The sequence below is a fragment of the Microbacterium sp. A84 genome (assembly GCF_051842815.1).
GTDB lineage: Bacteria > Actinomycetota > Actinomycetes > Actinomycetales > Microbacteriaceae > Microbacterium.
Map to the genome: position 1 here is coordinate 231,460 of NZ_JBPXMS010000003.1, position 12,213 is coordinate 243,672.

Genomic DNA, 12,213 nt, shown 5'->3' on the forward strand with positions numbered 1-12,213 from the left:
GTCAGGCCTCCCAGGTGACAGGTACGGAGAGCGGCACGCGGAACGAGAGGTTCTCACGGAAGTCGATGTCGGCGTCCTGGGCTAGTTGCAGGCCTGGGACGGCGGCGATGGTCTCTTCCAGGGCGATCTTCGCCTGGAGTTTGGCGAGCATGTTGCCGAGGCAGTAGTGGATGCCGAAACCGAAGGACAGGTGGTTGCGGGCGTCGCTGCGGCCAATGTCGAAAGCGTCGGGGTTTTCAAAGACCTCGGCGTCGCGGTTGGCGGAGCCCATGACCAGCAGGATGTTCGCGCCCTTCGGGATCGCCACGCCGCCGATCTCGGTGTCGGCCAGCGCACGGCGGCGCCAGGCGACGATCGAGCCGCTAAAACGGAGCACCTCGTCGACCGCACTGGGGATGCGGCTGGGGTCGTCGACGAGGTGCTCCCACTGATCGCGATGCGTCAGCAACACGCGGATGCAGTTCGCGATCAGGGTTGTGGTGGTCTCGTGTCCTGCGAACAGCAGGCTGTAGCAGAGCGAGGCGATCTCGTGATCGGTGATCTCCGCTCCACCGTCCTGCGCCGTGACGAGGTCGGCGATCAGACTGTCGCCGCCGGCGGCATGGGCCTCGGTGACCAGCGCGGTGCACTCCTGCCAGTACTCGACGAGGTTGTGTGCGTGCGGGATCTGATCCTCGTCGTCAAGGTTTCCCCACGTCATCGCGGCCCGGGAATCCGACCAGCGCTTGTAGGTGGGGACGAGCGAAGGGTCGACGCCGAGCAGAGTGAGAATCGTGATGGTCGGGATGTCATAGGCGACCTGGGCGAAGAAGTCGCCGGTGCGGTCGGGGTTCGCGAGCATTCCCTGGAGCGCGGCACGGGTGTTCTCACGGATCGTGGGCTCAAGCGCCTTGAAGCGGCGCGGGGTGAACGCACGCTGTGCGATGGCGCGAATGCGGGTGTGTTCCGGAGGCATGCGAGCGGATAGTCCGGAGTAGGCGGTGAAGCCGCCATCCTTCATGATCTGCGTGGCCTGCGGGCCACGCTCACGGACCGGTGCCTGCGCGTTCTCACTGGAGAAGATCTCCCAGTTCTCGAACGTCGACTTCACATCGGCGTAGCGGGTGACGACCCAGCAGTCGATGCTCTCGTCGTACATGACGGGCTCGTTGCGACGCAGTTCGGCGTAGGACGGGAACGGGTTCTTCATATCGAACGGCTCATAGCCATGGCGATCGTGGGCGGCCTCAGCCTGAGCGGCTGCGCTGTGATCGACGGGGCAGCCGGCTGCGGCTGCGGCTCGGGCTTCGGTTGGCGAGAGTGCCATGACGACTCCTTCGTGTCAGCACCTGATGCATTGGGATTCCGACGACCTTCCATGATGTGCAGGTGGGCCGCCGGAACTAGTGTTCATCTAACGCTTCGGATCAGGCTTTCGGGTGGTCGACTTCCGTCCAGTGGAAGCGGCTTGTTGAAGTGTCTGCAACGGGAAGCCGCCGACACTCGCTTCGAGGCGTCGCGCGATCCCCCTCATCGCCGGAAGATGACGCTCAATCGATGACGCGGCATCTGTCGTGGTGACCACCCCTAGGGCAGCGCCGACCACCCCCAACTGGAACACCGGCACAGCGATCGATGTCGCGCCGAGCCGGGCTTCGTTGACCGTCGTGGCGAAGCTCTGCGAGCGCACCATTGCTAACTCAGCGCGCAGAGCATCCGGATCGACGTGCGTCAGCGCTGTGCGTCTTTCGAGTGGTTGCGTGATGATCGCCTCGCGCACCCATGGCTCCTCGAATGCGAGCAGCACCTTGCCGACTGCGGTCGCATGCAACGGCAGTCGACCACCGACGCGCGTCGCCTGCGGTACGCGCCTGGTGCCGTATACGCGGTCAATGTACAGCGCCTCGGCGTTCTCTCTGACCGCGATGTGCACCATCTCCTGAGTGAGAGTGAAGAGGTCCTGCAGCAGAGGCCGGGCGATCTCGCGCACCTGACGTCCTGCGTGCTGGCCGAGTTCCCACAGCCGCAGCCCGATTTGATAGCGACCGTTGTCGTCCCTTTGCAGGGCGCCCCATACTTCCAGTTCGGCGACCAGGCGGTGGGTCGTACTCAACGGCAATCCGGTCTCGGCACTGATCTCAGTCAGGCTTCGCGGTGCGAGCGATCGCTCGAAGAGCGCCAGAATCGTGAGCACTCGCCCTGTAACGCTCTGCCCTGGCTCGGCCGCACGTTCAGCCATCGGCCACCTCCTCGTGACGAACCGCTTCCGGTGAGTGGAAGTGTACGCCGCTCGAGCCGCCAGCCACAGCCCTTCTAATACGGGACGGGCGGGGTCGTGTCGGCGGGGTCGGCGGGGCGGGCGGGGGTTAGGGGGCGCCGAAGGCTTGCGCCGTCTTGATCGGGGCAGCCTCGGCAGACGCGAAGAAGGCCAGCACCTCGGCCGCGCGGTCCTTGTCGGCGGATGCCGTGGCCACCGCCCCGCCGAATACCGTATCGATCGCGCAGTCGGGGGGCATCACACCGAGGATGCGCACACCAGGCTGGCCGACGAGTTCGCTGAGCTGCTGGAAGCCGAGGTCGACATCGCCGTCAGCGAGCGAGCGCGCCACCGGGATACCCGGGCGCGCTTGCACGAGCCGTTCCCCGATCTCCTCGGCCATACCCCACGCCTCGATCATGCGAACGAGGGCTGTGCCGCTGGGGCCGGTCGAGTACCCGATGCGGGTCGCGGCCCGCATCGCATCACGAACGCCGGCAGCATCCGAAAACGCCACGCCGTCGGGGCGATCGGCCGGAGAAGACGAACCGGATGCCACGGCCACCGCCACTTGCGACAGCATGAGCGGCACGACGGTTGCGGCATCCACGTGTCCCGAATCGGCGAGCTTCCCCAATGCCCCCGAAGCCAGGAACACGAGGTCGAACTGCTCACCTGCGGCCACCCGCTCGGCAGCATCCACACCCCCGACTGACTCGACCTCGACGAGCGGCAGCCCCGCATCGACTGCCACGGCCGCCAGATCGGCGAGCACATGCCGGGTCGCCATCGAGGAGATCGCCTTCACGCGGCGTCCTCAAACGTTTCAGCATCCACCTCGGCGGCAGGACCCGGCGCATAGCGCGGACCCGAAACAGTGGAAGTGGAAATCAGTTCACCCGCGCGCGCCAGCAGCGCGGCATCCACCGTCAGCGAAACCGCGGCGAAGTCCTCGCCCACATGGTCGATGCTGGTCGTCCCGGGAATCGGCACGACGTGCTCGCCGCGAGAGAGCAGCCAGGCGAGCGCGAGCTGCGCGGGCGTAGCACCAGCCTCTGCGGCGAGCGCACGCCAGGCCGGCAGCAATGCAGCATTCGCTGCCCAGTTCGACGGTTGAAACCGTGGCATCGCGCGACGAATATCCTTCTCCGCCAACGCAGAAGGGTCCCCGACCGAATCGCTGAGGAATCCGCGCGCCACCGGCGAGAACGCGACCAGCGCGATACCCGCTTCCTGCGTAGCCGAAAGCATCCCGAGTTCTGGGTTGCGACTCCACAGCGAGTACTCGTTTTGCACGGCGGCGATGGGGGCGACCGCCTGCGCCGCGCGCAGCGTCGCGACCGACACTTCGCTCAGCCCGATCGCACCAATCTTCCCCGCCTCGACAGCCGAGGCCAAAGCGCCCACGCTCTCGGCGATCGGCACGCTCTTGTCCCACCGGTGCAGGTAGTACAGATCGATATGGTCCACGCCCAACCGGGAGAGCGAAGCATCCACCTGGGCGCGCAGCGTGGCAGGACGACCGTCGATGACCTTCGTGCCATCCACAATGGCCATCCCGCCCTTGCTGGCCAGCACGACCTCATCGCGCCGCCCACGCAGCGCGCGACCGACAAGTTCTTCGTTACTGCCTGCGCCATACAGCGTCGCGGTGTCAAGGTGCGTCACACCGCCGTCGAGCGCTGCCCGCAGCAGTGCGAGCCCGTCCTCAGCAGACGGTGGGATGCCGTAGGCGTGGCTCAGGTTCATGCATCCGAGCCCCATGCGGGGAAGCGCCTGCGGCCCACCCGAAGACACAGTCACGCGAGCTGCTCCTCCAGCTGACCGAGCACCCGGTAGCAGTCGATGACCTGACGAAGCGAGGAGTTCGGCTCGCGCCCTTCACGGATCGCGGAGATGAACTCGCGGTCCTGCAGCTCGATGCCATTCATGCTGACGGCGACGTTCGACACGTCGATCTGCTCTTCCTTGCCGTTGAAGAGGTCGTCGTAGCGGGCGATATACGTGTCCGTGTCGCCGATGTAGCGGAAGAACGTGCCGAACGGGCCGTCGTTGTTGAACGACAGCGACAGCGTGCAGATCGCGCCGGATTCGCTCTTGAGCTGAATCGACATGTCCATGGCGATGCCGAGCTCCGGATGGATCGGGCCCTGAATCGCGTTCGCCTGCACGATCTTGCCCGCCTGGTAGGCGAACAGGTCGACCGTGTGCGCGGCATGGTGCCACAGCAGGTGGTCGGTCCACGAGCGCGCCTCACCCTTGGCGTTCGTGTTGCTGCGACGGAAGAAGTACGTCTGCACGTCCATCTGCTGCACATTGAACTCGCCCGCGCTGATCCGGTTGTGCACGAGCTGGTGCGAGGGGTTGAACCGTCGCGTGTGCCCCACCATGGCCACCAGATCGGATGCTTCGACCACTTCGGCTGCCGCGAGCGTCGCCTCGGCATCTGCCAGCGAATCGGCGAGCGGAATCTCCACCTGCACGTGCTTGCCCGCGGCGAGCACCGCCTGCGTCTGAGCGGCGTGCATGCCCGTCGGCGTCGCGAGAATGACGGCATCCACGTCGTCGCGCTCGAGCACGGCATCGAGGCCGACGACCGCCGTCGGCACGCCGTACTTCTCGGCGACGGCCTGCGTCTTCTCCAGCTGCGTGCCGCTGACGACAGTCACCTCGGCGTCGTCGATGTTCGCCAGAGCGTCGAGGTGCTTCATGCCGAAGGCGCCGGTGGCGCCGACGACGGCTACGCGGATCTTGTCAGTCATGCACTACTCCTTCTGGGCAGACGGGTTGGTCAGCACCATGTGTCCGACCGCCGTGTTCGACGCGGGCACATGGTAGAACCGGTGGTTCAGCTCAGGAGCATCCCCACCGAACTGATCATCCATCGCACCACGTGCGATGAGCCAGTCGACGAGCTCGATGCCCTCGGAACCCGCCTCGTCGACGTACTCCATGTGCTGCCATTCGGTCAGGCCCAGCGGGTCCTCGATGAGGTGGTCGAGGAACGCGTTGTCCCACTCCTCGTTGATGAGCCCGGCGCGCGGGCCCTGCAACTGGTGGCTCATGCCACCGGTGCCCCAGATCTGCACGTTGAGCTCTTCGCCATCCCACTTGTCCAGCGCGCGGCGAAGCGCACGCCCGAGCTCGTAGCAACGGCGACCAGACGGCACCGGATACTGCACGACGTTGACCGCCAGCGGAATGACCCTGACCGGCCACTCGTCGACCTCGCCGAACACGAGCGACAGTGGCACCGTGAGTCCGTGATCGACGACCATCTCATTCACGAGCGTGAGGTCGAAATCATCCTGGATCACCGACTGGGCGATGTGCGCGGCAAGCTCCGGATAGCCCTTCACATCAGGCACCGGGCGGGGCCCATAGCCCTCATCGGCAACCGGATAATCGGCGCCGGTGCCGAGCACGAACGTGGGGATGATTGACGCATCGAATGCGGTGGCATGGTCGTTGTAGACGAGGATGACGACGTCAGGCTTCTGGTCCTTCACCCACTTGCGGGTCCACTGGTAGCCGTCGAACACCTTCTTCCAGTACGGCTCCTCGGTCTTACCGAGATCCATCGCGGCACCGATCGCCGGCACGTGCGAGGTGAACAGTGCCGAGGTGTATTTCGCCGGAGCATCCGGTCGGAAGGTGTTCGCTTTTTCGCCGGGCTCCGGAGGTGTCCATCCATCGAGATCCTTGAGACGGTTGCCCTCGGGCCTGCGTCCACCGCCGACCATCATGTCGCGGTAGGCCGCTTCCGACATCCCGGTCATGGATCCGGCCATCTGCTGGAAGCTCAGACCGTGCGTGGCGCCGATCTTGCTCAGGAAGTAGATGTTCCCGCCTTCGGCGATCATGGTGTTCATGTCCATGTCGAGCACGGCCTGCCGCTGCACCGGGTTGAGCGGCCATTCGTCGAGATAGGCTGCACGGTCGGCGAGGTACCGCTCGCGGTTCTCCGGCTTCATCAGCGACATCGAGAATTGATTGAGGTGGTAACCCTTACGGGCCTGATCGGCGTCGTAGATCGTGGTGCCGGGGACGTCTTTGTACGGCTTATCGAGTGCCATTTCATACTCCTTCGGTCTTGAGAGATTCGCGCCAGTAGAGGCGGCGCGGGTTATCCACCAGCAGCTTTCGCTGCAGGTCTGGCGTCGTCGCGATCTGCGGGATGTAATCGACCAGCAGCCCGTCATCGGGCATGTGGTTCTTCAGGTTGGGGTGGGGCCAGTCTGTTCCCCACAGCACGCGATCGGGGAACTCCTCGACCACGCGACGCGCGAACGGCACGACGTCAGTGTAGGCGTGCTGTTCGCCATCAAGTGCACGCGGACCCGTGACGCTGAGTCGCTCGGGGCATGACACCTTGGTCCACACGTTCGGGTTCTCGCGCATGAACCTCAGGAACAGTTCGAACTCCGGACCGTTCGGGTCTTTGGTGACGTCGGGCCGACCCATGTGGTCGACGACGAGATCTGCCTGGATGCCTGAGAAGAAGTCGTACAGCTCGGGCAGGTCTTCGGCTTCGAAGTAGATGACCACGTGCCATCCGAGCGGGGCGATCTTCTGGACGATCTCCTCGAGTGAGTCGGTCGGCACCCGGTCGACGAGGCGCTTGACGAAATTGAATCGGACTCCGCGGACGCCGGCCTCATGCAGCTCGGCGAGCTGCTCGTCGGTCACATCGCGGCGGACTGTCGCGACGCCGCGCGCTCGCCCCTCGCTGCGACGCAGCGCATCGACGAGAGCGCTGTTGTCGGCGCCGTGACAGGTCGCCTGCACGATGACGTTGCGGTCGAAACCGAGGCGGTCACGCAGGGCGAACAACTGCGCGGCCGAGGCATCGCACGGGGTGTACTTGCGCTCGGGAGCGTAAGGGAACTCGGCGCCGGGTCCGAAGACGTGACAGTGCGCGTCGACTGCCCCTTCGGGGAGCACGAACGTCGGCTTCGTAGGGCCGTCGTACCAGTCCAACCAGCCTTCACTCTTGGTGAAGTCACCCGTGGTGTCACCGTGCGCCATCGTCAGTCCTCCACATATTCCAGGCCGGCCGCAGCCAGCGGCTCGCGCATTGCGTAGATGTCGAGCCCGAGCACGCCCTCGCGGAACTTCTGACGCTTGGCCTCTTCGTTGTCCTCGCGCTTCTGGCTGGCATCCGCCACCGCACCGACCAGCTCGCGCGGCACGACCACAACACCGTCGACGTCGGCGACGACCACGTCACCCGGATTGACGAGCGCATTTGCAGCCACGACCGGCACATTCACCGAGCCGAGCGTCGCCTTCACTGTGCCCTTGGAGTTGATCGCACGAGAGAAGACCGGGAAGCCCATCTTCTCCAGGTCGGCGACGTCGCGGACTCCGCCGTCGATGACCAGGCCCTTGCAGCCACGGGCAGTCAGCGAGGTGGCGAGCAGATCGCCGAAGAAGCCGTCTTCACTCTCTGTGGTGCAGCCGGCGACGATGATGTCGCCCTCCTGCACCTGCTCAGCGGCGACGTGGAACATCCAGTTGTCACCCGGCTGCAGCAGCACCGTGACGGCAGGACCGCACAGCTTCGCACCGTTCCAGATGGGGCGGATGTAGGGGCGCATGAGTCCGACACGGCCCATGGCCTCGTGGATGGTCGCGACGCCGAACTTCGCCAGGCGCGCCACGTCGTCGGGGTCGGGGCGCTCGATGTTCGTGCGGACGATTCCGAGGTTGTTCAGTCGCATTTCTCTTCTTCCAGATTCACAGACCGCGCGCGGTCAGGGCGCGGTCAAGTCGTGGGTAGACACGGCGGGCGTTGCCCTCGAAGACCTGCTGACGCTGCGCATCGGTGAGGTTCGAGGTCGCGTCGACATACTTCTTGGTGTCATCGAAGTAGTGACCGGAGCGCGGGTCGATGTCGCGGACGGCACCGATCATCTCGCTGGCGAACAGGATGTTATCGGTCGGGATGACCTCGGTCAGCAGGTTGATGCCCGGCTGGTGGTACACGCAGGTGTCGAAGTAGACGTTGTTCAGCAGGTGCTCTTCGATCTCGGGCTTTCCCAGCGCCATCGCAAGCCCGCGGAAGCGACCCCAGTGGTAGGGCACCGCGCCGCCACCGTGCGGGATGACGAGCTTGAGGTCGGGGAAGTCCGTGAACAGGTCACCCTTGAGCAACTGCATGAACGCGGTCGTGTCCGCGCCAAGGTAGTGGTCGCCGGTGGTGTGAAAAACGTCGGGGCGACAGGTGGTGCTCACGTGCACCATGGCCGGAATCTCGTACTCGACGAGCTTCTCGTAGATCGGGTACCAGGAGCGGTCGGTGAGCGCCGGGGCACTCCACTTTCCACCGGAGGGATCGGGGTTGAGGTTCACGGTGACGGCGCCGAGTTCTTCGACGGCACGAGTCAGTTCGTCGATGGTGGTCGCCGGATCCGCGCCGGGCGACTGCGGGAGCATCGCGCCCATCAGGAACCGGTCCGGATACAGCTCGCTGACACGCGCGACGAGGTCGTTGCAGATTCGGGCCCAGGTCTGGCTCACCTCAAGGTCGCCGATGTGGTGTGCCATGAAAGAGGCGCGCGGGCTGAAGACGGTCACATCGCTGCCGCGCTCATTCATGAGCTTGAGCTGGTTGGCCTCGATCGTCTCGCGGATGTCGTCGTCACTGATGTGCAGCGTCGCGGGATCCGGTGCTTCTCCACCTGCCTTAGTGAAGGCGATCTGCAGGTCACGCCACGCGCCCAGCTGTGCGGGTGCGGTCGTGTAGTGGCCGTGAATGTCGATGATCAACGCGTGTCGTCCTTGTCACTCGGATGCTGTCACTCGGATGCTGTTGGTCCCGACTCTAAGTCGGACGCTGAACATAGTCCAATAGATATAGAAGCCGATGGCCATAGATACAATCGATAGATGTCACTCGCGGATCTGAACCAGCTGCGCACCTTCGTCGTGCTCTATGAGCTGCGCAGCGTCACGGCCGCCGCTGAGCGCCTGCATGTGACTCAGCCGACGGTCAGTTACACACTGCGCAAGCTCCGCGACCGCTTCGGCGACGACCTGTTCCGCCGCGAGGGGCACGACATGGTCCCGACCGCGAAGGCCACAGCTCTGTTCGGTCCGCTGCATGAAGCACTGGCGCAGATCGACGAGACCGTCAGCGATCCGGATGCCTTCGAACCCGCCGGATTCAGCGGCGAGCTGGCGCTCGGCCTCACCTCGATCGGCGAGCAGACCTTCCTGCCGCCGATCATGGCCGCGCTCGCCCGCGAGGCATCTGGCCCGCACCTGCAGGTGGAGCGCTTGGACTCGGACCAGGTCGAGGACGGCCTCATCCGCGGCACGATCGACTTGGCGATGACGGTGTCGATGATCGGCAGCCCGCGGCTGTGGCGTACGCACGTGCGGGCAGTGGAGTACGTCGCACTGTCGTCGGCAGAGCATCCGCTTCCCGAGACCGGCCCGGAGATGTTCGGCGGGCGCCACTTCGTGCGCGTCTCGGCCCGCGGTGGGCACGTCTTCCCGCTGCAGGTGCTGACCGAACACGGGCTCATGCCGCAGGTGTCGTTGACCGTGGAGGAGTATTCGACCGTGCCGGCCGTGCTCCAGGCGACCGATCTCGTCGTACTGCTGCCGCGACACGTCGCCGAAGTGTTCAGCGGATGGTTCGGCGGGCTGCAGATCGCCGATCTGCCGTGGCCTGCCCAGAGCACCCCGGTATCGCTGTACACGCGGCGCGAGGCGAGCCTGTCGCCGGCTCAGAAATGGTTCCGTTCCGTGGTGCGCGATGCCGTGACGACGGACGAGTACCGGCGGGGCTGACGCCCTGCCCCGCCGTCCGGCGCGTCTATGTGGCGCTAACCTGCGCTTTTCCGCGGCGAACCGGAGGTTCGCGCCATATAGCGGGGCTGGGGGCTGTCGCTGGGGTCAGCGGTAGTCCTCCGCGATCATCCATCGATCGCGTACTCGGAACGCCGGGATCGTCTGCCGTTTCGCCTTGTTCGTCGCCGACGCTCCGCTGATGCCTGCAGCCCGCGCCCAATCGGCGAGCGTGACAACGCGACGGCTCGTGATCAGCGCGATGCGCTTGTGCATCGATTCGAGCATCAGCAGCACGAGCAGCCGGGTCATGCCGTCGTGGGAGTACTTCTTCGAGTACTCCTCGAGCTGCGGGTAATAGTCGGCATGCCGATTGCGCGCCCGCACGATCACCGGAGGCATCCCGATGTCCTGCAGTTGCTTGTTGATCAGCACGCGCCCGATGCGGCCATTGCCATCGACGAATGGATGGATGACCTCGAACTCGCAGTGAAACCATGCGATGCGCTCCAGTGGCGGCATCGACTCGTCCTCCTGGAATCGGGCGACGGCGTCCGCGACCAGCTCGGGCACGAACGCGGGGTTGGCGCCGAGGTGACCACCGACACGCACCCACTCTTCCGCCCGACGGAACCTCCCGGCGACATCGTCGCGGATGCCCGCCAGCAGCATCCCGTGCCAACGCAGAATCACGTCGCTGGTGAACGGTTCGCCGCCGGACAGCAGATCTTCCGTGACGGCCGCCAGGTTCTTCGCCTCGTACACCTCGCGAAGTTGGTGGCGCGCTGCGGGCATATATCCGTCGAGGATCCGCTCGGTGTCATCCAACGTGAGCGTGGAGTTCTCGATGGCGTTCGACTGCTGCACAGACTCTGCCAGCTCGACGAGCGCGATCTCGGCCAGCGCCTCAGGGTGACGCGCGGCTGCGTGCCGATACTCGTCGGCGACAGCATCGATCCGCTCCCAGGTCACGCGGTTGATCACGCGAGCACCTCCTCAGTCAGGTTCAACTTATCGTGAATTGTGCCGTTAAGTCGATGCAATTCACGTAAAGTTGACGGAACTCAGGTGCGGTTCTTCTTGTTCCAGCTGGCCTTGCCCGGCGCGAACGGGCTCCGCACATGGATTGACCAGTTCGAGTGCGGGTGGATCGAGAGGATCGCCTTCTCGTACCAGGCGCGCGCTTCGTCGGAGAGCTCTGCCACGACGGCATCCTTGTCGGCATCGTCCTCCGGCCGGGGGCGCAGTGCCTTCCACACCAACTGCACCTCGGGGGCGCCCGTCGGGATGCCGTCGATATCGAGCACCGCGCGATCCCACGGCAGCTGCAGCCGGGGGTCGCGCTTGTAAATCCAGGCGCGCGGGGCGCCGTCTTCGACGTTGATCTGCAGGATCCAGGCGCCCTCCGCGTCGTCACGGACGAGCACTGGCTGCAGGTCGGCGTCGGCTGGAGCATCCGTGAACGGGATCATCTCATCGCCCTCGTCTGCGGGCACCCAGGCGCTGAGACCCTCGGGCAGGATCGCCACCAGCCCGGCGAGATCCGCGGCGATGACGCTGACATCGATGTTCGGCCGCGGACGGATATCGTGCCCGAGCCAACGGTCAAGCGCAGCTCCGCCGGACAGCCACCAGCGCACGGATGCCGCGGACAGCAGCTCGGCGACTGCCTGAGGATCGAGCGGTGCCCACGCAGTCGCGGAAGCGGATACAGAGGTGGGCATGTGTCGAGGCTACCGCTCAAGCATCGCCCGGAGTCCGCGAAAGAGCGCATCCACCTCGGTCGAATCAAGGTGTCCGGTCAGCTCGCGCTGCACCTCGATCACGAGCGGGACGAGACGTGCACGCTCCGCCTCGCCGTGCGCGGTGAGCGTCACGACATTCCGGCGCGCATCGCCTTCGGCCCGTCGGCGGGCGATCAGTCCCGCCCTCTCCATCCTTCGCACGAGATCGGTGATCGTGGAACGGTCGAGGTCGACCTCGTCGCACAGCTCGCGCTGACTCGCCTCGCCGAGCCGGTCCAGCACCGCGAGGATGCTGTACTGCGCGCTCGTAATCTCGGCCGAGGCCACGCGCGCCCACGTCGCCAGGTGCAGCTGCTGCGCACGACGGATGAGGTTTCCGACGTGGCGCTGCGGTTCGGGGAGGTCGGCCATGGTCATCACGGCATCCATCCTCTC

At 65.4% G+C, this 12,213-nt stretch carries 13 protein-coding genes; 1 reads left to right on the forward strand and 12 read right to left on the reverse strand.

Annotated elements, in window-relative coordinates; translation table 11 throughout:
- Window position 1: 1 nt before the first annotated feature.
- From ACSU04_RS13660 to ACSU04_RS13700, 9 genes are all read right to left on the reverse strand, one after another.
- Window positions 2-1,306, reverse strand: a complete 1,305-nt coding sequence (locus ACSU04_RS13660; protein WP_439289959.1) for a cytochrome P450 — start codon at window positions 1,304-1,306, stop codon at window positions 2-4.
- Between the two features lie 87 nt (window positions 1,307-1,393).
- On the reverse strand, window positions 1,394-2,218 hold the full coding sequence (locus ACSU04_RS13665) for an IclR family transcriptional regulator (protein ID WP_439282862.1): 825 nt from the start codon (window positions 2,216-2,218) through the stop codon (window positions 1,394-1,396).
- A 127-nt stretch (window positions 2,219-2,345) separates the two neighbouring features.
- Window positions 2,346-3,044, reverse strand: coding sequence for a substrate-binding domain-containing protein (locus tag ACSU04_RS13670; protein ID WP_439289960.1), 699 nt, complete (start codon window positions 3,042-3,044; stop codon window positions 2,346-2,348).
- A complete protein-coding gene (locus ACSU04_RS13675; protein ID WP_439289961.1) occupies window positions 3,041-4,039 on the reverse strand; it encodes an aldo/keto reductase in 999 nt (332 codons plus the stop codon). The genes ACSU04_RS13670 and ACSU04_RS13675 overlap by 4 nt, the downstream gene beginning before the upstream one ends.
- Window positions 4,036-4,998, reverse strand: a complete 963-nt coding sequence (locus ACSU04_RS13680) for a Gfo/Idh/MocA family oxidoreductase (protein WP_439289962.1) — start codon at window positions 4,996-4,998, stop codon at window positions 4,036-4,038. The genes ACSU04_RS13675 and ACSU04_RS13680 overlap by 4 nt, the downstream gene beginning before the upstream one ends.
- A 3-nt stretch (window positions 4,999-5,001) precedes the next feature.
- Window positions 5,002-6,312 (reverse strand): protocatechuate 4,5-dioxygenase subunit alpha/beta, encoded by a 1,311-nt coding sequence (locus tag ACSU04_RS13685; RefSeq protein ID WP_439289963.1) that lies wholly within the window; start codon window positions 6,310-6,312, stop codon window positions 5,002-5,004.
- A gap of 1 nt (window position 6,313) precedes the next feature.
- Entirely contained in the window at window positions 6,314-7,264 is a 951-nt protein-coding gene (locus ACSU04_RS13690) for an amidohydrolase family protein (RefSeq protein ID WP_439289964.1), read from the reverse strand.
- Window positions 7,265-7,266: 2 nt separating this feature from the next.
- Window positions 7,267-7,959: a 4-carboxy-4-hydroxy-2-oxoadipate aldolase/oxaloacetate decarboxylase gene (gene ligK, locus ACSU04_RS13695; protein WP_439282852.1), complete on the reverse strand. Its 693-nt coding sequence runs from the start codon at window positions 7,957-7,959 to the stop codon at window positions 7,267-7,269.
- A 16-nt stretch (window positions 7,960-7,975) separates the two neighbouring features.
- Window positions 7,976-9,007 carry an amidohydrolase family protein gene (locus ACSU04_RS13700; protein WP_439289965.1) on the reverse strand — a complete coding sequence of 344 codons (1,032 nt, stop codon included), beginning with the start codon at window positions 9,005-9,007 and terminating at the stop codon, window positions 7,976-7,978.
- 120 nt (window positions 9,008-9,127) lie between these two features.
- Between ACSU04_RS13700 and ACSU04_RS13705 the strand changes: the two genes are divergently transcribed.
- Window positions 9,128-10,036 (forward strand): LysR family transcriptional regulator, encoded by a 909-nt coding sequence (locus ACSU04_RS13705; protein ID WP_439282848.1) that lies wholly within the window; start codon window positions 9,128-9,130, stop codon window positions 10,034-10,036.
- A gap of 105 nt (window positions 10,037-10,141) precedes the next feature.
- Here ACSU04_RS13705 and ACSU04_RS13710 read toward each other — a convergent pair whose 3' ends face one another.
- The 3 genes from ACSU04_RS13710 to ACSU04_RS13720 form a co-directional block, all read right to left on the reverse strand.
- Window positions 10,142-11,017 carry a Fic family protein gene (locus tag ACSU04_RS13710; protein WP_439282846.1) on the reverse strand — a complete coding sequence of 292 codons (876 nt, stop codon included), beginning with the start codon at window positions 11,015-11,017 and terminating at the stop codon, window positions 10,142-10,144.
- Window positions 11,018-11,097: 80 nt separating this feature from the next.
- Window positions 11,098-11,757, reverse strand: coding sequence for a hypothetical protein (locus tag ACSU04_RS13715; protein ID WP_439289966.1), 660 nt, complete (start codon window positions 11,755-11,757; stop codon window positions 11,098-11,100).
- Window positions 11,758-11,766: 9 nt separating this feature from the next.
- Window positions 11,767-12,195 carry a MarR family winged helix-turn-helix transcriptional regulator gene (locus ACSU04_RS13720; RefSeq protein WP_439289967.1) on the reverse strand — a complete coding sequence of 143 codons (429 nt, stop codon included), beginning with the start codon at window positions 12,193-12,195 and terminating at the stop codon, window positions 11,767-11,769.
- Window positions 12,196-12,213 lie beyond the last annotated feature (18 nt).